Origin of the sequence: Denitratimonas organivorans, assembly GCF_037478135.1 — a bacterium.
Lineage (GTDB): Bacteria > Pseudomonadota > Gammaproteobacteria > Xanthomonadales > Xanthomonadaceae > Denitratimonas.
Map to the genome: position 1 here is coordinate 1 of NZ_JBBHDV010000002.1, position 22,526 is coordinate 22,526.

27 protein-coding genes are annotated in these 22,526 nt (G+C 65.7%); 16 read left to right on the forward strand and 11 right to left on the reverse strand.

Annotation, left to right across the window (positions count from 1 at the left end):
• Positions 1 to 46: 46 nt before the first annotated feature.
• The 6 genes from WDB66_RS02265 to WDB66_RS02290 all read right to left on the reverse strand — a co-directional run bounded on the left by WDB66_RS02265 (position 47) and on the right by WDB66_RS02290 (position 6,231).
• Positions 47 to 646, reverse strand: coding sequence for a right-handed parallel beta-helix repeat-containing protein (locus tag WDB66_RS02265; protein WP_339396807.1), 600 nt, complete (start codon positions 644 to 646; stop codon positions 47 to 49).
• A gap of 22 nt (positions 647 to 668) precedes the next feature.
• Positions 669 to 854 carry a hypothetical protein gene (locus tag WDB66_RS02270; RefSeq protein ID WP_339396808.1) on the reverse strand — a complete coding sequence of 62 codons (186 nt, stop codon included), beginning with the start codon at positions 852 to 854 and terminating at the stop codon, positions 669 to 671.
• Positions 855 to 974: 120 nt separating this feature from the next.
• Positions 975 to 3,257: a nitric-oxide reductase large subunit gene (locus tag WDB66_RS02275; protein WP_339396809.1), complete on the reverse strand. Its 2,283-nt coding sequence runs from the start codon at positions 3,255 to 3,257 to the stop codon at positions 975 to 977.
• 76 nt (positions 3,258 to 3,333) lie between these two features.
• Positions 3,334 to 4,119, reverse strand: a complete 786-nt coding sequence (locus WDB66_RS02280) for a helix-turn-helix domain-containing protein (protein ID WP_339396810.1) — start codon at positions 4,117 to 4,119, stop codon at positions 3,334 to 3,336.
• Positions 4,120 to 4,380: 261 nt separating this feature from the next.
• Positions 4,381 to 4,737, reverse strand: coding sequence for a hypothetical protein (locus WDB66_RS02285; protein ID WP_339396811.1), 357 nt, complete (start codon positions 4,735 to 4,737; stop codon positions 4,381 to 4,383).
• A gap of 189 nt (positions 4,738 to 4,926) precedes the next feature.
• Complete coding sequence (locus tag WDB66_RS02290) at positions 4,927 to 6,231, reverse strand: hypothetical protein (RefSeq protein WP_339396812.1); 1,305 nt, start codon at positions 6,229 to 6,231, stop codon at positions 4,927 to 4,929.
• A gap of 303 nt (positions 6,232 to 6,534) precedes the next feature.
• Between WDB66_RS02290 and WDB66_RS02295 the strand changes: the two genes are divergently transcribed.
• The 6 genes from WDB66_RS02295 to WDB66_RS02320 all read left to right on the forward strand — a co-directional run bounded on the left by WDB66_RS02295 (position 6,535) and on the right by WDB66_RS02320 (position 11,465).
• Positions 6,535 to 7,350 carry a vitamin K epoxide reductase family protein gene (locus tag WDB66_RS02295; protein WP_339396813.1) on the forward strand — a complete coding sequence of 272 codons (816 nt, stop codon included), beginning with the start codon at positions 6,535 to 6,537 and terminating at the stop codon, positions 7,348 to 7,350.
• A gap of 74 nt (positions 7,351 to 7,424) precedes the next feature.
• Complete coding sequence (locus WDB66_RS02300; RefSeq protein ID WP_339396814.1) at positions 7,425 to 7,811, forward strand: diacylglycerol kinase; 387 nt, start codon at positions 7,425 to 7,427, stop codon at positions 7,809 to 7,811.
• 89 nt (positions 7,812 to 7,900) lie between these two features.
• Positions 7,901 to 9,100, forward strand: a complete 1,200-nt coding sequence (locus WDB66_RS02305; RefSeq protein ID WP_339396815.1) for a class I SAM-dependent rRNA methyltransferase — start codon at positions 7,901 to 7,903, stop codon at positions 9,098 to 9,100.
• 1 nt (position 9,101) lies between these two features.
• On the forward strand, positions 9,102 to 9,974 hold the full coding sequence (lgt, locus tag WDB66_RS02310) for a prolipoprotein diacylglyceryl transferase (protein ID WP_339396816.1): 873 nt from the start codon (positions 9,102 to 9,104) through the stop codon (positions 9,972 to 9,974).
• Between the two features lies 1 nt (position 9,975).
• Complete coding sequence (locus tag WDB66_RS02315) at positions 9,976 to 10,770, forward strand: thymidylate synthase (RefSeq protein ID WP_339396817.1); 795 nt, start codon at positions 9,976 to 9,978, stop codon at positions 10,768 to 10,770.
• A gap of 137 nt (positions 10,771 to 10,907) precedes the next feature.
• Positions 10,908 to 11,465, forward strand: coding sequence for a dihydrofolate reductase (locus WDB66_RS02320; RefSeq protein WP_339396818.1), 558 nt, complete (start codon positions 10,908 to 10,910; stop codon positions 11,463 to 11,465).
• Between the two features lie 37 nt (positions 11,466 to 11,502).
• Here the strand turns inward: WDB66_RS02320 and WDB66_RS02325 are convergent, their stop codons facing one another.
• The 3 genes from WDB66_RS02325 to WDB66_RS02335 all read right to left on the reverse strand — a co-directional run bounded on the left by WDB66_RS02325 (position 11,503) and on the right by WDB66_RS02335 (position 13,751).
• Positions 11,503 to 11,895 carry a putative hemolysin gene (locus WDB66_RS02325; RefSeq protein WP_339396819.1) on the reverse strand — a complete coding sequence of 131 codons (393 nt, stop codon included), beginning with the start codon at positions 11,893 to 11,895 and terminating at the stop codon, positions 11,503 to 11,505.
• 70 nt (positions 11,896 to 11,965) lie between these two features.
• A complete protein-coding gene (locus WDB66_RS02330; protein WP_339396820.1) occupies positions 11,966 to 13,330 on the reverse strand; it encodes a CPBP family glutamic-type intramembrane protease in 1,365 nt (454 codons plus the stop codon).
• 67 nt (positions 13,331 to 13,397) lie between these two features.
• A complete protein-coding gene (locus WDB66_RS02335; protein ID WP_339396821.1) occupies positions 13,398 to 13,751 on the reverse strand; it encodes a 4a-hydroxytetrahydrobiopterin dehydratase in 354 nt (117 codons plus the stop codon).
• A gap of 120 nt (positions 13,752 to 13,871) precedes the next feature.
• On the opposite strand from WDB66_RS02335, the gene WDB66_RS02340 reads away from it, so the two are divergent.
• From WDB66_RS02340 to WDB66_RS02370, 7 genes are all read left to right on the forward strand, one after another.
• Positions 13,872 to 14,459 carry an NfuA family Fe-S biogenesis protein gene (locus tag WDB66_RS02340; protein WP_339397229.1) on the forward strand — a complete coding sequence of 196 codons (588 nt, stop codon included), beginning with the start codon at positions 13,872 to 13,874 and terminating at the stop codon, positions 14,457 to 14,459.
• Positions 14,460 to 14,483: 24 nt separating this feature from the next.
• The gene (locus WDB66_RS02345; protein ID WP_339396822.1) at positions 14,484 to 14,921 is read left to right on the forward strand and encodes a nucleoside deaminase; all 438 of its coding nucleotides are present in this window, start codon (positions 14,484 to 14,486) and stop codon (positions 14,919 to 14,921) included.
• Positions 14,918 to 15,508, forward strand: coding sequence for a DUF1415 domain-containing protein (locus tag WDB66_RS02350; protein WP_339396823.1), 591 nt, complete (start codon positions 14,918 to 14,920; stop codon positions 15,506 to 15,508). The genes WDB66_RS02345 and WDB66_RS02350 overlap by 4 nt, the downstream gene beginning before the upstream one ends.
• A gap of 246 nt (positions 15,509 to 15,754) precedes the next feature.
• Positions 15,755 to 16,681 carry a hypothetical protein gene (locus WDB66_RS02355; protein WP_339396824.1) on the forward strand — a complete coding sequence of 309 codons (927 nt, stop codon included), beginning with the start codon at positions 15,755 to 15,757 and terminating at the stop codon, positions 16,679 to 16,681.
• 102 nt (positions 16,682 to 16,783) lie between these two features.
• Complete coding sequence (gene msrA / locus WDB66_RS02360; RefSeq protein ID WP_339396825.1) at positions 16,784 to 17,401, forward strand: peptide-methionine (S)-S-oxide reductase MsrA; 618 nt, start codon at positions 16,784 to 16,786, stop codon at positions 17,399 to 17,401.
• A gap of 5 nt (positions 17,402 to 17,406) precedes the next feature.
• Positions 17,407 to 17,865, forward strand: coding sequence for a peptide-methionine (R)-S-oxide reductase MsrB (gene msrB / locus WDB66_RS02365; RefSeq protein ID WP_339396826.1), 459 nt, complete (start codon positions 17,407 to 17,409; stop codon positions 17,863 to 17,865).
• Positions 17,862 to 18,260, forward strand: coding sequence for an RNA-binding S4 domain-containing protein (locus WDB66_RS02370; protein ID WP_339396827.1), 399 nt, complete (start codon positions 17,862 to 17,864; stop codon positions 18,258 to 18,260). Before msrB ends, WDB66_RS02370 begins: the two co-directional genes overlap by 4 nt.
• An 87-nt stretch (positions 18,261 to 18,347) precedes the next feature.
• On the opposite strand, the gene purT is transcribed toward WDB66_RS02370, so the two are convergent.
• Complete coding sequence (gene purT, locus WDB66_RS02375) at positions 18,348 to 19,544, reverse strand: formate-dependent phosphoribosylglycinamide formyltransferase (RefSeq protein ID WP_339396828.1); 1,197 nt, start codon at positions 19,542 to 19,544, stop codon at positions 18,348 to 18,350.
• Between the two features lie 122 nt (positions 19,545 to 19,666).
• On the opposite strand from purT, the gene WDB66_RS02380 reads away from it, so the two are divergent.
• A complete protein-coding gene (locus WDB66_RS02380; RefSeq protein ID WP_339396829.1) occupies positions 19,667 to 20,620 on the forward strand; it encodes a hypothetical protein in 954 nt (317 codons plus the stop codon).
• Positions 20,621 to 20,632: 12 nt separating this feature from the next.
• Here the strand turns inward: WDB66_RS02380 and WDB66_RS02385 are convergent, their stop codons facing one another.
• Positions 20,633 to 20,998: a hypothetical protein gene (locus WDB66_RS02385; protein ID WP_339396830.1), complete on the reverse strand. Its 366-nt coding sequence runs from the start codon at positions 20,996 to 20,998 to the stop codon at positions 20,633 to 20,635.
• A 94-nt stretch (positions 20,999 to 21,092) separates the two neighbouring features.
• On the opposite strand from WDB66_RS02385, the gene lolA reads away from it, so the two are divergent.
• Positions 21,093 to 21,785, forward strand: a complete 693-nt coding sequence (gene lolA / locus WDB66_RS02390; RefSeq protein ID WP_339396831.1) for an outer membrane lipoprotein periplasmic chaperone LolA — start codon at positions 21,093 to 21,095, stop codon at positions 21,783 to 21,785.
• A gap of 133 nt (positions 21,786 to 21,918) precedes the next feature.
• Complete coding sequence (gene dcd / locus WDB66_RS02395) at positions 21,919 to 22,488, forward strand: dCTP deaminase (RefSeq protein ID WP_339396832.1); 570 nt, start codon at positions 21,919 to 21,921, stop codon at positions 22,486 to 22,488.
• Positions 22,489 to 22,526: the final 38 nt, after the last annotated feature.

Here is a 22,526-nt window from a genome sequence, read left to right on the forward strand (position 1 = left end):
GAAACGCCACCGCTTCCTCACCCCTTTCGAGGTATTCTTTCACCACTCACGCGTTGCACTTCGCGGTTGAATCCGCCCGGGAAAAGTGGGTGCCCGAGGGCTGCCAGCAATAGATGCCACCGCCATCGCCATCGCTGGAGTTGTGGCTGATTTGGCTGTCGTTGTCGATGCGCAGCAGCGACTGTGAGTTGCCGTCATGGGCACTGTCATGGGGAATGAGGACCTTGATGCCGCCGCCGGAAGTGGATGAGGCGTTCTCAATGATGCCGGTGTTTTGCAACTGGACGCTGAGACGACCGAGCTGGCCTTCCATCTTCAGGCCACCATTGCCACGGCGCAGTTCCAGATCGCGCAGCACCACGCGCATCTGGTCGGGTGGTGTGGCGCCTTGCCAGATGTCCAGTACCGGCTGATTGGCGCCATGGGCATCCAGCGTGGTGCGGCCGGATGGCGCCTCCCCTGCATCGCAGCTGTCGAAACCGCCTTGCAGTGTCAGGCTCTTGCCGTACAGGGCGTAGGTGTTGCCCTCGTGGCTGGTGCTGCGGGCGATTCGGATGGTGTCGCCTGGGGCCGCAGCATTGATCGCATCCTGCAGGCTGAAAAAGTCGCAATCGGCCTGTTCGCCGACGGTATGCACCGCGAGCATGGCCTGTGGTGCCGCCCCGGGATCATGCGGGGATCGTGCCTGGCTTGCCGATACAACGAAAACTGTCGCCAGCAGCAGCCAACTGCTGCAACACCGGGCAGAAAGGACGGGTTGATGCATGTCTGACTCCATCGAGGGATGCGAAAGCATCAACAACCCGAAGCAGTGCGCTTTCCGGACATTTGCCGGCGAGATCCTGTGTGTTCATCGGAGAAGTGCTCGGAAACCTTCGTATGCATGCGTGTGCGGCCGGCGCATTTTTGTCGCGGAAACAAAAAAGGGGCGGCCGAAGCCGCCCCTTTTTCGTGTTGGCCTGTGCGTGTTGCAGTCAGGCCGGGTTGTGGTCTTCCTCAACCAGTGCGGCAGGGTCGCGCGCGGTGCCTGGTGCCAGCCACAGCGAGGCCACGAAGGCGGCCATCAGCACCGCGCCGGCGGCGAATACCACATCGCCCGGGGTGCGCAGCCAGACCAGCACGTCGATGATCGGACGATCCATGAACTCGGCCGAGCGGGCGAACCAGTAGCCGTGTTCCATGTTGGCTTCCAGTTGCAGCACGCCCATCGGCAGCAGAGTCAGCACCGTCATCAGGACCAGGCCGATGTTGAACGCCCAGAAGGCCGAGCGGATCAGCCCCTCGCGCCAGACCAGGTCCGGCTTGAGGCCACGCAGGCAGTACAGCATCAGGCCCATGCCCAGCATGCCGTACACGCCGAACAGCGCGGTGTGGCCGTGGGCTGCGGTCAGGTTGGTGCCCTGCATGAAGTACAGCGCGATCGGCGTGTTGATCAGGAAGCCGAGCAGGCCGGCACCCACCAGGTTCCAGAAGCTGACCGCCAGGAAGAACATGATCGGCCACTTGTGGCGCGACATCCACGGCGTGGCGCGGCCGTTCTTCCAAGTGTCATAGGCCTCCAGGCCGATCAGCGCCAGCGGCACCACCTCCAGTGCCGAGATACTCGCTCCCACCGCGATGATCGCGGTTGTCGTGCCGGAGAAGTACAAATGGTGGAACATGCCCAGCACGCCGCCGGCCATGAACACGATGGTGGCGAACAGCACCGCGATGGTGGCCGTCTTGCCGCGCACCAGGCCCAGCTTGACGAAGATGAAGCTGATCACCGCCACCGCGAAGACCTCGAAGAAGCCCTCCACCCACAGGTGCACGATCCAGAAACGCCAGTAGGTGATGATCGAGATGTGCGAATGCTCGTGCCACATCAGGCCGGCCGCGTACAGCAGGCCGATCGCGATCACCGACAGGAACAGCAGCCCGGCAATCGAGGACATTTCGTCCTTGCGCTTGAGTGCCGGCCACAGCGCGCGACCCATCAGCAACAGCCACAGCATCAGGCCGATGAACAGGTAGATCTGCCAGAAGCGGCCGATGTCGGTGTATTCCCAGCCCTGGTGACCGAACCAGAAGTTCTGCGCCAGGCCGAGCTTGTTCATCACCGCCATCCACTGGCCGGCGAACGAGCCCACCACGATCAGGATCAGGCTGATGAACAGGAAGTTGACACCCAGGCGCTGGAACTTCGGCTCATGCCCGGAGATGGCCGGGGCCAGGTACAGGCCGGTGGCCAGCCAGGCGGTCGCGATCCACAGAATCGCCAGCTGGGTATGCCAGGTACGGGTCAGCGTATAGGGCAGGATTTCAGCCAGCGGCAGACCATACGCGGCCTGGCCTTCGACCTGATAGTGGGCCGTGGTCGCGCCCAGCAGGATCTGCACCAGGAACAGGCCCATCACCACCCAGAAGTACTTGCCGACCGCACGCATCGAAGGCGTGACCCCGATCTTCAGCGACGGGTCGGTCCTGGGTGGAACCAGCGGTTCCTCCTGCGCGTGGAAGGCCGCGTAGTGCCAGACCAGCAGCGCGATGCCGGCGATCATCAGCAGGATGCTGAACATCGACCACATGAAGCTGCTGGAAGTGGGCGTGTTGCCCACCAGCGGCTCGTGCGGGAAGTTGTGGGTATAGGTGATGTCACTGCCCGGGCGCTCGGTCACCGTGGCCCACGAGGCCCAGAAGAAGAAGCCCGACATCAGGCGGCGATGCTCGGCGTCCGGGATCGGGTTCTCGCGCAGCGCGTAGGTTTCACGCAGGTCGGCCATGGCCGGGTTGTCGGAGAAAACGCCGTCGTAGTGCGCCGACACCACTTCGATGGCACGGGCGCGTTCATCGGAAATGATGAGCGTGTCGGTCTCGGGATCGTAGGTGTTGGTGCGCAGGCTGGGCCGCACCTGGGTCTGGAGCCTGGCCTGGTCGTCCTCGGGCAGTTCGTCGTAGTGCTTGCCGTACTGTGCCAGGGCGCGCTCGTCCAGGATCGCAAGCGCTTCCTTGTGCAGCCATTCGGCCGACCAGTCCGGTGCCAGCAGCGCGCCGTGGCCCCAGATGGAGCCGATCTGCTGGCCGCCGAAGCTCTGCCAGACCACACGTCCGGTTTCGAGATCTTCCTTGGTGAAGACGACCTGACCGCTTTCCGTGACGATTTTCGATGGAAGCGGCGGTGCTTGCTGGTGGATCTCGCGACCCATCCACAACATGATGGCGAAGGTGACGATCAGCAGGGTCGACAGGCCCCACCACAGTCGTTTGGTCGTATCCATGATCTCTCCTCGGAGACAGATATTGCGTTGGCCGCAGCATCGTACCCAGCGGTATCCGGAAACGAACTGACCTGGATCAGCTGCCGCGCAGGATTGTCTTTGCCAGCTGTTGCAGACGTGCCAGGTCCATGATCTGAAGCTCGCGCCGTTCCACTTTCAGCAGGCCCTCGTCCTGCATCCGGCGCAGCACCCGGCTCACCGTTTCCGGGGCCAGGCGCAGATAGTTGCCGATGTCGCTGCGGGTCATCGTCAGGGTGAAGCACAGGTGCGGCAGGCGGCGCACGCGGAAGCGTTCGGACAGGCCCAGGATAAAGGCCGCCACGCGCTCGTCGGCACTGAAATCACCGGCCAGCAGGCCGGCCTTGCCGATGTCCTGGCTCAGCAGCCGGAACAGTTGCGCCTGCAAACCCGGCATGCGCGTGGCCAGCAGCGCGATCTTCGGGAACGAGAAGCGGCACAGGTAGGTCGGGCTCAGCGCCACCACATCGCAGGGGTAGTGCTCGGGGTGGATCGCATTCAGGCCGATGATCTCGCCGGGCAGGAAGAAGCCGAGCACCTGCTCGCGGCCTTCGCTGTCGGTGGTGCAGGTCTTGACCGTGCCGCCACGGATCGCGGCGATGGCCTTGAACGGTTCGCCCTCGCGGAACACGTATTCGCCTTCGTGGAACGGGCCGACGTGTTCGACCAGACAGTGCAGATCCGCCAGCGCGGATTTGTCATAGCCCTGTTCCAGGCACACCCCGGAGAACGCGCAGGTGCTGCAGAACTCGTACTCGTCGCCATCGTCGGCGGCCACCGGGTTCGGGGGGCCGGGCTGGATCAGGCGGACGGGCGGATAGGGGCTGGTCGATCTGCTGGGCATTGGTCCCGCACGGGCAAGTGATGGCGCCGGCCATGATACGCCAGCCGGACCTCCCTGTTCAGCGTGGATTTGGGAAAGGTGCCCTGCCTGCGTCGGCATGGCTGCGGCGGGCGGTGCCCGATGTGACAGGAGTGCGACCGTGGTCATGCCGTTGTCGCGGACCGCGCCGGATCAGGCGGCGGAGGCGTGTTCGCGGTCGGGCTGCGCAGCCGGCTCTTGCCGCAGACAACCAGCACGTTGTGCGTCGTGGGTTTCATATGGCTATCCGAACAATCCGGAAATCGCGCCGACGATGCACTCGATGATCGCCATCACGCCATCCACCAGCGCCTCGACCAGGCCCGTCAGCATCTCCACGATGCCCACGCCACCGATCACCACCGGCACAGCCACCGATGCGATGGCCAGCGCCGCCATCGCCATCGCACCGGAATGGAATCCGGCAACGAGCACGAAGATGACCGCCGCGATCAGCGCCGTCGCGCAGAGGGCGTTGAACAGGCGCAGGGCGGGGGAGCGCTTGGGTTTGTCTTCCATGTCCTGAACTAACTCGGGATGCTGACCGTCGCATGGTATCGCGCCGCCGAGCCTCCGGATGACGGAGCTCGTCAGGCTCACACCGATCTGTGCGGACTTCGCAGCAAACCATGTAGCCCGGGTAAGCACCGCGCACCCGGGTGTGGCTTTCCCGGTGATTTTCGGCCCCGGGTGCGGCCTTTGGCCTTGTCCGGGATGCTCGGTTGGATGTGCGCAGTCGGGATTTTCATCGAGTGACGAGGCACGGGTGCGCAAGCCCCGCTATTGTGCTCACTTCTTGCCGAACAACCGTGCCAGGCGGCTGCGGGTCGCTTCGCCGCCCTGGGCCGGCGGTGTCGGTGGAATGCCTTGCAGGCGCTGGCGCGGGATGTACTCGATGCGGCCGATGGCGTGGTAGGCGTTGACGATGTCGAAGACTTCTTCCATCCGTGCGCCGCTGGCGCGGGCGATTTCGTGCAGCGGCATCGGCGTGGCCATCAGGGCGGCGATGCGCCCGTGCGAGCGCAGTTCGGTGGCGGCGACCAGGGCATTGCGGATGCTGTAGCTGCCGCCCGGGTCCAGGCGCGAATCCAGCCGCCCGCGCGAGGTGGCCAGTGCGAGCAGCCATTGCAGTTCGTCGAACGAGCGCGGGATCTGGCTGTCACGCACGCGTTGCAGTTCGCTGCCGACGATCGAGCCGGTGCGCAAGTGCTCCGCCGGGGCTTCGGCGTAGGGCAGCAGTTCGTGCAGCTGGGCGCGGGAATAGTAACGGCGCAGTTTCGGGTCCAGCACCAGTTCCGGCAGGCCTTCGCCATTGATCCGGGTGGGGCTGAGGATGGCGCCACTTTTCAGCAGTTCGGCCAAGTGCGCGGTGGCGGTGCGCTCTTGGGCCGGCTTGCTGGCACGCACGAGCGGGGTGCGCGAGATCGGTGCCACATCCAGCGGAGTGATGCCGATCAGATTGGCGTCGTAGCTGCGGTCCTCGCGCCGCAGTGTGCTGCGTGCGGTGTCGCCGCCCTGGCGCGCATCCAGTGTGGTGTCCTCGTCCACCAGTGGCGTCGGCGGTTCGGGCTCAATCAGCGGGTCGCCGTGGATCAGCAGATCGAGTGCGTCCAGACCGCTGTCTGAAGCAGGTGGCGGCGCCGGCGGCGGCAGTTCCTGTTCGTGTTGCGGCTGGTCCCAATGTGTGTCCGGGCTGGTGCTGCCCTGCGGCACCAGGTCGCCCAGTTCGGCATTGTAGAAATCCGCATCGATACTGCTGACCACGCGGGCGTCTTCGCGCATCTGGCCGGCGGCGTTCAGCACCGCGACCAGTTGATCCATGCGCAGCGGGCGGCGCAGCACCATGCCGTGAACCACGACGCTGCCTTCATCGGCAAGGATCGCGAATGGAATGCCGGCAGCCTGGCAACGGGCCGGCAGGGTGCGGGTGGCGATGTCGTCGCCCGGTTCGATGATGACCAGATCCGCTTCCTCGCCCTCGCGCAGTTGCCAGCGGTGCTGCAGCTGGCGGCCAGCCATACGCATCAGCAGGCGGACGTGCGCGGTGGTTTCCTCGGACGCGCCAACGATGGACAGGGTGCGGGGCGAGGACATGCTTCCGGGCTCGGTCTGCGTGGCGAAGGGGCACAAGAGCATACGGCAAATCTCCGCAGGTTCTGGTCCTGGCGGGGATTTTTCACAATCGCGCACAATTGCCGTGATCCGGGAGGCCGCTGCCGGCTAACGCGGACATCGGCCGGCCTGATAACCTTCCGCGCCACGCCACCGTGGCGTTGATGACAGAACATGACAAGGGGAGCGCAGGAACCGATGGCCAGAGCACGCAGGAAACCACAGGCAAAGACCGCCGCCACTGCGGTAAAACGGCCCCGGTTGGCGCCGGATCGGCCGATCCTGGTGCTGGCGATCCTGGGCGTGCTGCTGACCGCCTATCTATTGTTCGTGAACATGTCCGCCGGCGGTGCGGCGTTCTGTGCCGAAGGTTCGTCCTGCGAGATCGTGCAGGAGAGCCGCTGGTCGACGCTGTTTGGTCTGCCGGTCGCGCTGTGGGGATTGGGCCTGTACGCGCTGATCGCGCTGGTGTCCGTCACCGGCAATCATGCTGCGGCGCGCTGGCGCCGGCTCTGGACGCTGTCGCTGATCGGCCTGCTGATCAGTGTTTACCTGACGATCGTGGCCGCCGTCGGGCTGGGTGCGTTCTGCCTGTGGTGCACCATTTCGCTGCTGCTGATCACAGCAATCTTCGTGCTGGCCACGCTGCGTCGCCCGGCGCAGGGGCCCAATGGCGGCTGGCCGCGCTGGATCGGGCTGCATGCGATGACGTTGTTGCCGGCCTTGCTGCTGATCGCCGCGGCGCAGGCCGGTTGGCTTTCACCGCCGGCCGATCCGCGCCTGGATGCGCTGGCGGTGCATCTGAGCGAGCGCAGCGATGCCAAGTATTACGGTGCGTTCTGGTGCCCGAACTGCCTCAAGCAGCGGCGCATGTTCGGACGTTCGGCCGACAAGCTGCCATACGTGGAATGCAGCCCGAACGGGCGCAACGGCGCGATCGCGTTCGAATGCGCCTCGCAGGGCATCGACAGTTTCCCGACCTGGATCATTCGCGGGCAGCGCTACAACGGCATGCTGACGCCGGAAGAGCTGGCGCGGCATTCGCGTTTCGCGTGGAATGCGCCGATCTGGACCGGCGGCGCGGCCGAACAGGACAAGTGATGGCAGGCTGGACCGGGTGATGGGCCGCATGAATGAGATGATTGCGCGTGCCGGCTCCGGCCTGCGGTGGCGTCATGGCTGACGGGCCGAAGGCCGGCTTCCTGCGCGGCCCGACGCAGGTGCTGCGGGCGCTGCGCTGGTCATGGCAGGGGCTGGTCGCCTGCTGGCGGTTGGAGTCCTCGTTCCGGCTCGAATGCATGCTGTTCGCGGTGCTGGCGCCGCTGGGTGTCTGGCTGGGCCAGGATGCGGTCGAGCGCGTGCTGCTGGTGTCCTGCCTGTTGGCGGTGCTCGGTGCCGAGGTGTTGAACTCGGCGCTGGAGGCGGCGGTGGACCGCTTCGGGCCGGAGCGTCACGAGCTGATCGGCCGCGCCAAGGACATGGGCTCGGCGGCGGTGTTCGTGTTCATGATGAACGTGCTGCTGGTCTGGGGTCTGCTGCTGTTGCCACGGCTGTGGGCCTGATGCACCGGGTCTGAGAGCATATCCGGCGTGAGTGCCGGTTTTTTCACGCGGGTGCCGACCGGCATCTGCGGTTTCTTCAAGGATTTTCCATGACTGATGCATCGCTTCCCGTCCTGCTGCTCAACCGCGGTGGGGATCGCCGCCTGCGCGCCGGCCATAGCTGGGTTTTCAGCAACGAGATCGACGTGGCGCGCACGCCGTTGACCGGCTTTGCCGCCGGCGATCCGGTGATCATCGCCGAGGCCGGCGGGCGCCAGATCGGCAGTGGTTACGTCAACCCGTCCACGCTGATCGCCGCGCGCGTGGTGGACCGCAGCGGGCATGCGCTGGACCGTTCGCTGTTCGTGCACCGCTTGAACGTGGCGCTGGCGCTGCGCGAAAAATTGTACGAGGCGCCGTTCTACCGCCTGGTGTTCGGTGAATCCGACGGGCTGCCCGGCCTGGTTCTGGATCGCTTCGGCGATGTGCTCGTGGGCCAGATCGGCACTGCCGGCATGGAGCGCCTGCGCGGCGAGATCGAGGCCGCGATCGAGAAGGTGCTCAAGCCTTCCGCGCTGATCTGGAAGAACGACAGCCAGGCGCGTGAGCTGGAATCGCTGGATCGCCATGTCCAGGTGGCGCTGGGCGAACACGCTGGCCCGCTGACGGTGGAAGAAGGCGGTTTCCACTTCGAAGTGGATCCGCTGGAAGGGCAGAAGACCGGCTGGTTCTACGACCAGCGCGCCAACCGTGATCGCCTGGCGCCGTATGTGCGCGGCGCGCGGGTGCTGGATCTGTTTTCCTACGTAGGCGCCTGGGGCATCCGTGCGGCCGGATTTGGCGCCAGTCAGGTCACCTGCGTGGACAGTTCGGCGCGCGCGGTGGAAGCCACATCGAACAATGCCGCGCTCAACGGCATGGCCGAGAAGGTCGAAGCGGTGCGCGCCGATGCTTTCGAGTTCCTGAAGCAGGCACGCGCCGAGCGCCGCCGCTGGGATGTGGTGATCGTGGATCCGCCGGCTTTCATCAAGCGCCGCAAGGATTTCAAGGAAGGTTCCGTGGCGTATCGCCGCATCAACGAAATGGCGATGCAGGTGCTGGAACGCGACGGCCTGCTGGTCAGTTGTTCGTGCAGCCAGCACATGCAGCGCGATACCCTGCTGGACGCGATCAACGCCGGTGCCCGCCATCTGGACCGCCAGGCGCAGGTGCTGGAACGCCTGCAGCAGGGCCCCGACCATCCGGTGCAGGCGGCGATCCCGGAAAGCGATTACCTGAAGGGCTTCATCTGCCGCATCCTGCCGAGCTGACATGAGCATCCTGCATACCATCGATCCGGTGGCGATCCAGCTTGGCCCGGTCGCGGTGCACTGGTACGGCCTGATGTATCTGGCCGGTTTCGCACTCGCATGGTGGCTGGGCCTGCGCCGCATCCGGGCCGGGCGTTTGCCGGTGGACGAGGCGGCGTATTCGGACCTGATCTTCTACGCCATGCTCGGGGTGCTGCTGGGCGGGCGTATCGGCTATCTGCTGTTCTACGGCATTCCGCATGTGCTGGCCGATCCGATGTATGCCCTGCGTGTCTGGGAGGGCGGCATGAGCTTCCACGGCGGCCTGCTCGGGGTGCTGGCGGCGGTGGCGTGGTGGTCGCGCAAGCACCGGCTGCATTTTTTCGACAGCGTGGATTTCATCGCGCCGCTGGTGCCGCCGGGGCTGGGTTTCGGGCGGCTGGGCAACTACATCGGCGGTGAACTGTGGGGCCACCACACCGATGCGCCATGGGGCGTGGTGTTCCGCAACTCCTTGCCTGCCGATCTGGCTACGCTGCCGGCTGATGCGCTGCGCCAGATGCATGCCTCCGGTGCGCTGGAGGTTTATGCCAGGCATCCTTCCCAGCTGTATCAGGCGTTTCTCGAAGGGCTGCTGATGTTTGCCGTGCTGTGGTGGTTCTCGCGCAAACCGCGCCCGCGCTATGCGGTGTCGGGGCTGTTTGCGCTGCTGTATGGCGTGTTCCGTTTTCTGGTGGAATTCGTGCGTGAGCCGGATGCGCATCTGGGCTATCTGGCCTTCGGCTGGCTGACGATGGGGCAAGTGCTGTCGATTCCGCTGATACTGGTCGGCCTGTGGCTGCTGTGGCGTTCGCGCCGCGCACCCACGCTGGCGCTGCGCGCGGAGAACCCTTGAGATGCGGCAATACCTGGATCTGCTTTCCCATGTGCTGGAGCACGGCACGGAAAAAGGCGATCGCACCGGCACTGGCACGCGCAGCGTGTTCGGCTGGCAGATGCGCTTTGATCTGGCCGAAGGCTTTCCGCTGGTCACGACCAAGAAGCTGCACCTGCGCTCGATCGTGCACGAGCTGCTGTGGTTCCTGAAAGGCGATACCAACATCGGCTATTTGCGCGACAACAAGGTCACCATCTGGGACGAATGGGCCGATGCCGACGGTGATCTCGGCCCGGTCTACGGCCACCAGTGGCGCCGCTGGCAGGGCGCGGACGGGCAGGTGTTCGACCAGATGCAGTGGCTGCTGGATGAAATCCGCCGCAATCCGGATTCGCGCAGGCTGGTGATCAGCGCGTGGAATGTCGCGGATCTGCCGAAGATGGCCTTGCAGCCTTGCCATGCGCTGTTCCAGTTCTATGTCGCGGACGGGAAGCTCTCCTGCCAGCTCTACCAGCGCAGCGCCGACATCTTCCTCGGCGTGCCATTCAACATCGCCAGCTACGCGCTGCTGACCCATCTGGTGGCGCGCGCCTGCGACTTGGAAGTCGGCGATTTCGTGCATACGCTGGGTGATGCGCATCTGTATGCCAATCATCTGCAACAGGCACGCGAACAACTGGCCCGCACCCCGCGCACGCTGCCGCGGCTGGCGCTCAACCCCGATGTGCACGATCTGTTCGCGTTCGGCTACGACGACATCGCATTTGAAGGCTACGACCCGTGGCCGGCGATCAAAGCGCCGGTGGCGGTGTGAGTGGGCCGCAGTCCTTCTCCCTCTCCCCCGCCAGCGGCGGGGGAGAGGGTTGGGGTGAGGGGGTGCGCACCGCAGGTGCGAGTGCTTTTGTTTCTGGCGGTGACAAAAAGCCCCCCTCACCCCAGCCCTCTCCCCCAATGCCATTGGGGGAGAGGGAGCAGACAAGCCCGCGACTCGTACTCATCGCCGCGCTGGATCGCCATCACGCCATCGGCAAGGGCAATGCCATGCCCTGGCATCTGCCCGACGACCTGAGGCGTTTCAAGTCATTGACGCTCGGCAAACCCATTTTGATGGGTCGGAAGACCGCCGAATCACTCGGCCGCGCACTGCCGGGCCGTACCAATCTGGTGCTGACCCGCAGCGGCCAGGTGCCGTTCGAGGGCATGCAGGCGGTGGCCGATATCGCGCAGGCACTGGAACTGGCGCAGCGCGAACACGCGACCGAACTGTGCGTGATCGGCGGCGGTGAAATCTACGCGCTGACGCTGCCACTGGCCGACGCCCTGCATCTGACGCATGTCGATACGCGGGTCGAGGGCGCTGACGCCTTCTTCCCGCGCTTGGATCCGGCCCATTGGCGGCTGATCCACAGCCAAGAACACCCTGCCGACGCGCGCCACGCCCATGCGATGCGCTTTGACGATCATGTGCGGGCCGAAGCGCGGGCACCGGAGTTGTTGGGTCCGGGCTGATCCCGGTGGCGGCTCTGTATCCGGAAGCGGCCACCGGTCAGGGATTGTCGCGCCGGAACAACGTCCATTCCTCGATCACCGTGCCATCAGGCAGGTGGCACATGCCTTTCTCGCTGGATGCTTCCTTGACGATTTCCAGCTTCCCGCCTTTTTTCAGGCAATGCTCGGAAGCAGAGTTGGCGATGCCGACCGATGTGGCTGGCTGTGGCTGGGAACTGCATGCGCCCAGCAGCAGGGCGAAGGTGCGGCAAACAGCGTGGAACCGGCATGCGAAAGAGTCATCGGGATTTCCGGGGAATGGGCTGCGGATGATGGGGGCATTGTTGCACCGGTTCGGATATCCGGGTGGGTTTCCGGACAGGATCTCACTCCGACCACACCGCCAGTTCGTTGCCGCCAGCAGCTTCGACCGTGCCCAGCGCGTCTTCAAGACTCCTGCTGTAGAGCATGACGAGCGCACTGCTGCTGTTGCTGCAACCCGACTGCACCGGTCATTTTCATCACGGCACCATCAGATAACGCCCGCCGATTTCCGCCGAGCGCAGCAGCCAGGGCGGCGCCAGCAGAACCAGGGCCAGGCCGAGCAGGGTGTGGCTGACGATCAATGGCCACAACGCGCGGTGCCGCTGGCCGAGCAAGGCCCAGGCGGTGCCGCCGGCCAGCGTGAACAGCATCAGCGCGAAATTGGGTGCGTGCAGCAGGCTGAAGATCAGGCCGCAGGCCAGTGCGCAGTGGCGCGCATCCGGCAGCAGTACACGCAGTCGCGGTGCGATCGCGGCGATCAGCAACCACTGCTGCAACGTGGCCCAGAGCGGATAGCGCAGGTATCGCCCGGGTGTGCGGCTGCCGGTGTCGGATGGATCCAGCCATGCCAGCAACAGCAGCGGCACCAGCGCCAGGCAGGTGAATCCGATCGCGGCCTTCCACGCGGCGCGGTCGCCACGCCAGTGCCAGCGGCGCGGTCCGGGTGCCGGCAGCAGCATCAGCGCGACCAGGCACAACAGCAGGGTGACATCGACCTCGACCGGCGTATCCCGTGAAGGCCAGCCGGACAGCAGCAGCGCGATGGCAGGGCCGAGTGTGGTGGTCAGTTCCCAGCCGGCACGGCGCGGGCTGTCGTGGGGTGAAGGCTTCAGCCGCCGCCACAGCGCATTGGCCACCAGCACCAGCAGTAACGCGCTGGCCAGCCGCAGCAGCAGACTGGAACTGGAAGGCAAATGTGTGGCGAGCCATTGGCCGGTGCGCCCGGTATGGCCGCCGGCGCGGATCGTGAGCGCCGGGGCCAGCGCCTGCTGTGCATCGCGGTAGCGCAACAGGGATTCAGGCGTGGCGAATGGCGGTGCGCTGCGGCTGTACTCCGGGCAGGTTTCAAGCGACTCGCAGGGTGTGGTGAAAAGACCGAGCGAGCGCAGCCGCAGATGGGCGCCGGGCGTGGTTTCGATGCGCAGTTGCAGGCCGGCGGCCGGCACGGCATCGGGCAGGGTGGCCAGCGCCAGTTGCAGCCGCTGCACGCCGGTGGAAATGTGGACTTCACTCCACTGCTGCGGGCCTGCGGGCTGGGCCAGCAACAGCAGGATGCGGCCGCTGGCGGCGCTGGCGATTTCCAGTTGCGCGTGCTGCACCGCGCGCGCGTCGATATGGCCGCCGCGCAACGGCAGCGACAGGTTCACCACGCCGTCATCCGGTGCACTCAACCACAGTTCGCCGCTGAAATGACGTGCGTTGTCGATGCCGTGGCTGCCGCCGTGCACGATGCTGGCCGGATCGGAAAAATCCCACTGCCAGGGCGAGATGCCCTGCGCCCAGTCGGCTTCGCGCTGTGTCGCTTGCTGCGCCAGCCAGGTCGCGACGGTGAGCTGGGACACGGCCCACAACCCGACAATCGCAAGTGCCGCTGTCAGCGTCAGCCGCCACATGGCCGGCGGTGCGGGTTCAGGCGGCGTCGGCGCCGGCCAGTAGTTCGACCTTGGCCGCGCAGATGAAATCGTTGTCGGACAGGCCGCCGACATCGTGCGTGGACCAGCGCATCACGCAGCGGTCGTAATGCACCCCCAGATCCGGATGATGGTCTTCGCGATGCGCGATGAAGGCGACTGCGTTGACGAAGGCCAGGGTGCGGTAATAGTCCGGAAAGCGGAAGGTCTTGCAGATCGCCGCATCCTTTTCGACCAGTTCCCAGCCGGGCAGGGCGGCGAGCTTCTCCGTGATCTGACTGGCAGCCAGGCGGTGTTCGGCGCCGCGCAGCGGACGGCAGGAGGCGCGGGCCAGTTCGGACAGTGTGGACATGACAGATTCCTGGTCGAAGAGCGCTGCGGCGCGGGGCACGGCCCGCCAGTATACGTGGCGTTGCGTCAGCGCCGTTGCTGCGGCGATAGAATGGCCGGTGAACCCATCGCGGCCATGACCATGATCGAGATCAGCACCACTGCCCAGAACCATTTCCTCCGCCTGCTCCAGAGCCAGGGCGAAGATGCCATCGGCATCCGCCTGCGCGCGGTGGACGGCGGCACACCGGCGGCCGATGCGCGGCTGGAATTCTGCGAGCCTTCCGACCTGCAGGGCGACGAATGGGAGATCGAGTGCGAAGGTTTCATGCTGTACGTGGATGCGGCCAGCGTGCCGTTCTTCGATTCGGCTGAAATCGACTACCTGCCCAGCGCCACCGGTGGCCAGCTCAACATCCGCGCCCCGCGCATCAAGGGCGCGCTGCCGGGCGAGGACGCCTCGCTGGTGGAACGCGTGCGCTATGTGATCGATGCCGACATCAATCCGCAGATCGCCTCGCATGGCGGGCGTGTGAGCCTGGAGCAGGTGACCGCCGAGGGCGTGGTGGTGCTGCGTTTCGGCGGTGGTTGCCACGGCTGCGGCATGGCCGATGTCACGCTCAAGGAAGGCATCGAAAAAACCCTGCTGGCCAAGGTGCCCGGCGTCACCGCAGTGCGCGATGTCACCGATCACGCCAGCGGTACCAATCCCTATTTCGCGGCACAGTAAGCCGCAGCGGCGGCAGGAGGTTTCATGGATCAGTTCATGCAGGAAGCCATCGCGCAGGCGCAGGCCGGTTTTGACGAAGGCGGCATCCCGATCGGCTCGGTGATCGTGCACCAGGACCGCATCATCGGGCGCGGCCACAACCGTCGCGTGCAGAACGGCAGCCCGATCCTGCACGGCGAGATGGATGCCTTCGAAAACGCCGGACGGCAGCCGGCCAGCGTCTATCGCGAATGCACGCTCTACACCACGCTGTCGCCGTGTTCGATGTGCTCCGGCGCGATTCTGCTGTACGGCATCCCACGCATCGTGATCGGCGAAAACCGCAGTTTCATGGGCGAGGAAGAACTGCTGCGCAGCCGCGGCGTGGAACTGACCGTGCTCGACGACCCCACTTGCATCGAACTGATGGCGCGCTTCATGCGGGAAAAACCGCAGCTGTGGAATGAGGATATCGGCGAATGACATCGCCCATGCCGGATGACGCCGCCGTCATCGCCGCCACCCGGCGCTGGCTGGAGCGCGCCGTTATCGGCCTGAACCTGTGCCCGTTCGCGCGGGCGCCGTATCTGCGCGGGCAGGTGCGCATCGTGGTCAGCCCCGCGCGCGATGAAGAAACCCTGCTGCTGGATCTGTGCGAAGAACTGCAACGGCTGGCGGTCAGCGACGAAAACGAGGTTGAAACCACGCTGCTGGTGCACCCGCAGGTGCTCGGTGATTTCCCCGGCTTCAACGATTTTCTCGATCTTGCCGATGCCGCGCTGGTGCAGATGAATCTGGAAGGCGAGTTGCAGGTCGCCAGCTTCCATCCCGATTACGAATTCGTCGATGCGCCGATCGGCGATGTGGCCAATTTCACCAACCGCTCGCCATACCCGACCCTGCACCTGCTGCGCGAAGCCTCGATCGAACGCGCGGTGGACGCGGTGCCCGATACCGACGCCATCTACGAACGCAACATCGCACGTCTGCGCGAACTGGGGCGCACCGGTTGGGATGCGCTGTGGCGCGATGACGCGGCATCGCCGCCGCCGCAGGCAAACCGGGACTGATCCGCAGCCGTAGCGGCGCCCGCCTGCCTTGCGCGAAGGTCGCGCGCCGGAGATGGGAGCGGTGCCGCTGCCCGTGCCGTTATCAGGCAACCGGTACCGCCCTCGCGCATCGACATGATCCATCGCAATACGGGCGTGTGCGGATTTCGCTACCCTTGGGTGGCAAGCCGGTGATTGGACGCCGTTTTGCCCTCCCACATCCTGTCCAAGGTTCTGCCCTCTCCACCCACATGAAAGGAGTGTGCCGTGACTGTTGATGCATCCATTCCCAAGGCGCTGTACCAGGCCAATATCGATCTTGCGCTGCGCATCGCGGCCCTATTGCAGGAAAACGGCAAACAGTGGTTCGACCTGTTTGCCGAGGAAGCCAGCACCCGTTTCGACGAAGGCGTTTCCAGCTTTGGCGCGCTGGGTAGCGAGTTCTCGCTGGAAAAGCTGGCCGCACTGCCGGCCGATGCGGCGGCGCAGTTCCTGCAACTGGACGTGGGTCGCTGGCAGGCAATGATTTCCCATGCGGTGGAAAACCAGACGCTGTTTTCGGACGGCTTGCAGGAAGCCCTGCGGGAATGGCAGGCGGCCTGTTCGGAGGCTTTCGACGCGGTCGGTTCCGGCGTGCTGCCGAACCTGGGTGGCGGCCTGTCCGCACTGCCCGGGTTTTCCGATGTGGCGATGGGTTTCCAGCGTTTCATGGCGCAGGCTGTGCCTTCGGTCAGTGCGGTCTACAGCGCATCGGTCGGCGGCAAGGCCGACAAGACGGCGGAAAAGGCGAAGCCGGCCAGCACCGCCGCAGCCCGCTCAGCAGGGAAAAAGCCGGCCGCTGAAGCACAGCCCGGCAACAAGCTCGCGCGCAAGCCGGCGGCCAAGGCAGCCAGCAAACCGGTAAAGAAGACGGCGAAGAAGGCCGCTACAAAGGCCATCGCCAAAACCGCGACCAGCGCCAAAAAGTCGGCCGCCAAGACAGCAGATTCGACCACCGGCACGGCCACATCCTCTGCCGCAACCGCAAAACCTGTGGCCAGGGCCGCCGCTGCGGCGAAGAAAACCAGCAGCGGGCCGCCACGCAAGAGCGCCGGCAGCAAGTCCGCCGCGCCGGTGCCGCCGCCCAGCCCGATGCCGGCGCTGGTCACCACGCCACGCAAGACAGCCAAGTCGCGCAGCGCCGAGACGAAATAATGTCCTCCGACCGCGCCCGGCTGCACTCGCAGCCGGCGCGGGCATTGAAGCCGGACGCCTGTGGCCACATCCTGTACGCATCCCTCTCATGCGACAGCACCCATGGCCGATTCCTGTCCCCTGCCGGGCACTACGCCCGAAACTTTCCCCGATCCGCAGTTCGATCCACCCGCCAGCGGCACGCAGGCGCAGGCGGTACTGGCCGGTGGCTGCTTCTGGTGCACCGAGGCGGTATACCGCCAGCTGGATGGCGTGCTGGCGGTGGAATCCGGTTACAGCGGCGGCGATCCGGCGCGCGCCAATTACGCAGCGGTGTGCACCGGCAGCACCGGCCATGCCGAAGCGATCCGCATCAGCTACGACCCGCAGCGCCTGAGCTACGGCCAACTGCTGAAGGTGTTCTTCTCGGTCGCGCACGATCCGACCCAGCTCAACCGCCAGGGTGGCGACATCGGCACCCAGTACCGTTCGGCGGTGTTCTACGCCGACCCGACGCAGCACGAGGTCGCCAGCCGCTACATCGCGCAGCTGGACGCCGCCGGTGTCTACCCTTCGCCCGTGGTCACCACGCTGGAAGCATTCGATGTCTTCCATCCGGCCGAGGCCCATCATCAGGACTACGCGGCGCAGAACCCGGAGCAGCCCTACATCCGCGCCGCTGCCGCGCCCAAGGTCGCCAAGGTCCGGGCCTGGTACGGCGACCAGTTGCGAAAGGAGTGAATCCCATGCGCAAGACCACCGCCACCGGTTTCGACCTCACCCCGCTGAGCCAGGACGAACGTTTCGCGCTGGCCGCCCGGCTCACGCCGCAGCAGCGCCACATCCTGCTCTCGCATGGCACCGAAGCGCCATTCTGCGGCGGCTTGCTGGACAACAAGCTCGATGGCCTCTATGCCTGTGCGCTGTGCGGGCTGCCGCTGTTTTCCTCGCAGGACAAATTCGATTCGGGCACCGGCTGGCCCAGCTACCAGCGCCCGTTCGATGCTGAGCACGTGTACCAGGTGCGCGATACCAGCCACGGCATGGTGCGCATCGAAGTGCGCTGCGCACGCTGCGACGGACATCTGGGCCATGTGTTCCCCGATGGCCCGCCGCCGACCTTCACCCGCTACTGCCTGAACTCGGACGCGCTGGAGTTTTTCGTGCAGGGCAGCCAGCCCGAGCAGCGGATTGCCGCCGGATGAGTGCAGAAAACCCCGGCGTGCGGCTCGACCTCTGGCTCTGGGCGGCACGCTTCTTCAAGACCCGCGCACTGGCCAAGGAAGCGATCACGCGCTCGCAGGTGAAGATCGCCGGCCAGACCTGCAAACCCTCGCGCACGGTACGCGAAGGTGACGGGCTTTCAATCGAACGCGCCGGTGAAACCTGGGACGTGACGGTGCTGGGCCTGAGCGACAGGCGCGGCCCGGCCAGCGTCGCGCAGACGCTGTACGAGGAAAGCGTCGAATCGCGCGAACGCCGCGAACAGCAACGCGCACTGCGCGCTGCAGAACGCGCCGGCTACCAGCCCCCCGCACACAAACCGGACAAACGCGCGCGGCGTCTGATCCAGGCGCTGGGTGATCTGGATTCGATGTAGCGCCAGCGGTCTGGTGCTGGAATCGGGAATCGGGAATCGGGAGTCGGGAGTCGAACCGCGCGGCTTTCCCGGTACTGCCGACGCGGCTCAATCCAGATGCACCGTGATCTTCGCCGCTGCGGCGCAGGCCTTGGCACGTGCTGCGTCGATGTTGTCGGCGCGCGCCAGTGTGACGCCGACGCGGCGCTGGCCTTCGACTCCTGGTTTGCCGAACAGGCGCAGCGCGGTATCGGCTTCGGCCAGCGCATTGGCCACGCTGGAAAAGCGCGGCACGCCATGGCCGTACGCCAGCAGTGCGCAGGAAGCGCTAGGGCCGTATTGGCGGATCAACGGGATCGGCAGGCCGAGGATGGAGCGCACATGCAGTGCGAACTCGGACAGTTCCTGCGAGACCAGCGTCACCAGCCCGGTATCGTGCGGGCGCGGCGAGACTTCGGAAAACAGCACTTCATCACCACGCACGAACAGCTCCACGCCGAACACGCCTCGACCGCCGAGCGCGTGCACCACGGCGCGCGCGATGTCCTGCGAGCGTTGCAGCGCGAGCGCCGACATCGGCTGCGGCTGCCAGCTTTCGCGGTAGTCGCCGTCTTCCTGGGTGTGGCCGATCGGCGCGCAGAAATCGATGCCGTCGCGGTGGCTGACGGTCAGCAGGGTGATTTCGTAATCGAAGGCGACGAAACCTTCGACGATCACGCGTCCGGCGCCGGCGCGGCCGCCACGCTGGGCGTAGTCCCAGGCGCTGTCGATACCGGCTTCGTCGCGCACCAGGCTCTGGCCCTTGCCGGACGAACTCATCACCGGCTTGACCACGCAGGGCAGGCCGATGGTGCTGATCGCCTGGCGGTATTCCTCATGCGTATCGACGAAGCGGTAGGGCGACGTCGGCAGGCCGAGTTCCTCGGCGGCGAGGCGGCGGATGCCTTCGCGGTCCATCGTCAGCTGGGTGGCGCGCGCGGTCGGCACCACGCACAGGCCGTTCTCGCGTTCCATCGCTGCCAGCGTCGCGGTGTGGATGGCCTCGATCTCCGGCACCACCAGATGCGGCTGAACCTCCGCGATCAGCGCACGCAATGTGACAGGATCGAGCATGTCCAGCACCACGGCGCGGTGTGCCACCTGCATCGCCGGGGCGTTGGCATAGCGGTCGGCGGCGATCACCTCCACGCCCAGGCGCTGCGCTTCAATCGCCACTTCCTTGCCGAGTTCGCCCGAACCCAGCAACAGCAGGCGGACCGCGCTGCTGCTCGACGGTGTGCCGAAATCCGGTGAATCCAGGTTCATTCGTGCCTCCAGCAGCATCGCACCAGCCGGCCATTGTAGTGCCTGGCCGGAAGCGCGATGCGACATGGCTGCGGTGGCAGGCGTTCATCCGGCAGACCGGACGCATGGCATCATCGGGCCTGATGAACCGGATTGCCGCCCTGTTGCTGCTGAGCCTGATCGCGCTGCCTGCCGGTGCGCGCGAGCCCGGCCGCGATGCGCAGCCCGATCCGCCGCCGCCGTTGCCCGAAGGGGTGGAGCTGGCGGCCTTGATCACCGATTCGCGCCTGTCGGAAATCAGCGGGCTGGCGCTGTCGCGCCGCCATCCGGACATCTTCTGGATGCACAACGACAGTCACGACGCCAATGCGCTGTACGGCGTCGATGTGCAGGGCCGGATCCGCGCCACGCTGCAACTGCCGGTGCCCAATATCGACTGGGAAGACATCAGCAGTTTCGAACATGCCGGCCGCAGCTGGCTGCTGGTGGCCGACACCGGCGACAACGGCGGCATACGCACCGAACTGGCGCTGCACCTGCTGCCCGAACCCGGCACCCTGGCCGACCACGATATCGCCGCCGAGGTGGTGCGCACGATCCGCTTCCGTTGGCCGGATGGCGCGCGCGACTGCGAAGCGGTGGCGGTGGATGTGCAGCATGGTGCGATCTACCTGATCGGCAAGAAGCGCACCCCGCCGGACCTGTTCCGGCTGCCACTGTGGCCGGAGGAAAACCAGCCGCCCGATACGCTGCACGAGGCCGAACGCATCGGCACCCTGGCCGGCATCGTGCAACCCACGGCCGAAGATCTGGCGCGCAGCCCGGTTTACGGGCGCTACCGCTCGCAGATCACGGCCGCCGACGTCAGCGCCGATGGGCGTTATTTCGCAGTGATGAGTTACCTGCATATCTACCTGTGGCCGCGCCATCGCGACGGCTGGGGCGCGGCGCTGGCACAGCCGCCGCAACAGCGTGATCTGCCGTGGATGGCACAGGCCGAGGCGATGGGTTTCGATGCGGAAGGCCGCGCACTGTGGCTCAGTTCCGAACGCCTGCCGGCGCCGCTGATCCGCATGGATCTTTCGGTGCAGCCCTGATCCGGCTGCGGCTTATTCCGGGCTTTCACTGCCGTTTGCATCGACAGAAAATGCGCGCAGCGCCCGCGTGCCGGGCGTAAGCTGAAAACCCGTATTCGCGCGCCGGAGGCGGCGATGAAGGACTATTGGAACAACCGCATATTCCGGATCGGCGCGATCATCGCACTGGTCGGCTGGTCGGCTGGTCGGCTGGTCGCCGCTGCTGCTGATCATCGTGCTGGCCGGCATCGGCCTGTGGCCGAACCCGAATCCGATCGGCCCGGGATTGCTGTTTTTCTTCAGTTTCTGGCCGGCCGTGGTGTGCATGGCGCTGGGCATCTTCCAGGTGTGGCGCGGGGCGGCGCTGAGAAGCGGAAACCCGGCGCTGGTCGGATTCATCTGGCGGTGGGCCGTCGGGCGGCAGCATAGGCCGCAGCACGCTGGCATCATCCTGCCGCGTTCCATCGTTCCATTGCCCCGCTGGAGGTTCTGCATGCCCAATTCCCCGACCCGTCGTCTGGCAATGAGTGCCGCGTTCGCTCTTGGCATGGCCGCAGCCTGGACCTTCGCCCATGCGGCCGAACCGCAGGCCCTGCTGGAAGGCTTCATGCGCGATGTGCAGGGCCTGTCCGGCGATTTCCGCCAGCGTGTGCTGGATCCGGATGGCCGCGTCGAGGAAGACAGTCAGGGCCGGATTGCATTGGCGGTGCCGCGCCAGTTCCGCTGGGAATACGAAACCCCGTTCCCGCAGTTGATCGTGGCCGATGGCAGCCGCGTGTGGATCTTCGATCCGGATCTGGAACAGGTGCAGGTGCGCCCGCAGGATGCCGAGGAACAGCGCAGCCCGCTCAGTGCGCTGACCGACCCGGACGAACTGGAGCGTCAGTTCATCGTCGCCGATGGTGGCCAGAGTGAAGGTCTGGACTGGGTGACGCTGGAGCCGCGTGACGCGGATGCGGGCTTCAGTTCCGGCCGCCTGGGATTCGCCGAAGGCCAGCTGTTGCGGATGGACATGACCGATTCGCTTGGGCAACGCACCCGGATCGAGTTTTCCGGCTGGAAGCGCAATTCCGCGTTCGCTCCGGACACCTTCCGCTTCGTGCCGCCGCCCGGCGTGGACGTGATCGGTGACGCCGGCGAAGTGGAAGTGGAAGCAGCGACGCAGGCCTTCCCGCTCGAGGATTGAGCCGGCTGCAGCGGCCGCGCACGCGCCGGATCGCGAACGCTGCGGGGCATCGCATGTGGCGCCGCCTGCGTTTTCCGGCGTCGTATCCGGGCTAGAATCGCCGGTCACCCGTTCCGAACCGCACGAGTCCTGCATGAGCATCAAGAGCGACATCTGGATCTGCCGCATGGCGGAGCAAGAGGGCATGATTTCCCCGTTCGAGCCCGGCCAGGTGCGGCATAACCCGTCCGGCGGGCGGATCGTGTCGTATGGCACCAGCAGCTACGGTTATGACGTGCGCTGCGCCAACGAGTTCAAGGTGTTCACCAACATCAATTCCACCGTGGTCGATCCCAAGGATTTCGACTCGGGAAATTTCGTGGACTTCACCGGCGAAGTCTGCATCATCCCGCCCAATTCGTTTGCACTGGCGCGCACCGTCGAATATTTCCGCATCCCGCGCTCGACCCTGGTGGTGTGCCTGGGGAAAAGCACCTACGCGCGCTGCGGCATCATCGTCAACGTCACGCCGCTGGAACCGGAATGGGAAGGCCATGTGACGCTGGAGTTCTCCAATACCACGCCGCTGCCGGCGAAGATCTACGCCAACGAGGGCGTGGCGCAGATGCTGTTCTTCGAATCGGACGAAATCTGCGAAACCAGCTACCGCGACCGTGGTGGAAAGTATCAGGGCCAGCGCGGTGTGACGTTGCCGCGGACCTGAGCCCGACTCTCGCCCTCGCTCTGCAGACCGGCTCAAGC

Bases quoted from the DNA above. Each gene is read 5' to 3' on its own strand.
- WDB66_RS02265 (WP_339396807.1), bottom strand. From the start codon at position 646: ATGCTCGCGGTGCATACCGTCGGCGAACAGGCCGATTGCGACTTTTTC.
- WDB66_RS02270 (WP_339396808.1), bottom strand. From the start codon at position 854: ATGAACACACAGGATCTCGCCGGCAAATGTCCGGAAAGCGCACTGCTT.
- WDB66_RS02275 (WP_339396809.1), bottom strand. From the start codon at position 3,257: ATGGATACGACCAAACGACTGTGGTGGGGCCTGTCGACCCTGCTGATC.
- WDB66_RS02280 (WP_339396810.1), bottom strand. From the start codon at position 4,119: ATGCCCAGCAGATCGACCAGCCCCTATCCGCCCGTCCGCCTGATCCAG.
- WDB66_RS02290 (WP_339396812.1), bottom strand. From the start codon at position 6,231: ATGTCCTCGCCCCGCACCCTGTCCATCGTTGGCGCGTCCGAGGAAACC.
- WDB66_RS02300 (WP_339396814.1), top strand. From the start codon at position 7,425: ATGGCTGACGGGCCGAAGGCCGGCTTCCTGCGCGGCCCGACGCAGGTG.
- WDB66_RS02305 (WP_339396815.1), top strand. From the start codon at position 7,901: ATGACTGATGCATCGCTTCCCGTCCTGCTGCTCAACCGCGGTGGGGAT.
- lgt (WP_339396816.1), top strand. From the start codon at position 9,102: ATGAGCATCCTGCATACCATCGATCCGGTGGCGATCCAGCTTGGCCCG.
- WDB66_RS02315 (WP_339396817.1), top strand. From the start codon at position 9,976: ATGCGGCAATACCTGGATCTGCTTTCCCATGTGCTGGAGCACGGCACG.
- WDB66_RS02320 (WP_339396818.1), top strand. From the start codon at position 10,908: ATGCCATTGGGGGAGAGGGAGCAGACAAGCCCGCGACTCGTACTCATC.
- WDB66_RS02335 (WP_339396821.1), bottom strand. From the start codon at position 13,751: ATGTCCACACTGTCCGAACTGGCCCGCGCCTCCTGCCGTCCGCTGCGC.
- WDB66_RS02340 (WP_339397229.1), top strand. From the start codon at position 13,872: ATGATCGAGATCAGCACCACTGCCCAGAACCATTTCCTCCGCCTGCTC.
- WDB66_RS02345 (WP_339396822.1), top strand. From the start codon at position 14,484: ATGGATCAGTTCATGCAGGAAGCCATCGCGCAGGCGCAGGCCGGTTTT.
- WDB66_RS02350 (WP_339396823.1), top strand. From the start codon at position 14,918: ATGACATCGCCCATGCCGGATGACGCCGCCGTCATCGCCGCCACCCGG.
- msrA (WP_339396825.1), top strand. From the start codon at position 16,784: ATGGCCGATTCCTGTCCCCTGCCGGGCACTACGCCCGAAACTTTCCCC.
- msrB (WP_339396826.1), top strand. From the start codon at position 17,407: ATGCGCAAGACCACCGCCACCGGTTTCGACCTCACCCCGCTGAGCCAG.
- WDB66_RS02370 (WP_339396827.1), top strand. From the start codon at position 17,862: ATGAGTGCAGAAAACCCCGGCGTGCGGCTCGACCTCTGGCTCTGGGCG.
- purT (WP_339396828.1), bottom strand. From the start codon at position 19,544: ATGAACCTGGATTCACCGGATTTCGGCACACCGTCGAGCAGCAGCGCG.
- WDB66_RS02380 (WP_339396829.1), top strand. From the start codon at position 19,667: ATGAACCGGATTGCCGCCCTGTTGCTGCTGAGCCTGATCGCGCTGCCT.
- WDB66_RS02385 (WP_339396830.1), bottom strand. From the start codon at position 20,998: ATGAATCCGACCAGCGCCGGGTTTCCGCTTCTCAGCGCCGCCCCGCGC.
- lolA (WP_339396831.1), top strand. From the start codon at position 21,093: ATGCCCAATTCCCCGACCCGTCGTCTGGCAATGAGTGCCGCGTTCGCT.
- dcd (WP_339396832.1), top strand. From the start codon at position 21,919: ATGAGCATCAAGAGCGACATCTGGATCTGCCGCATGGCGGAGCAAGAG.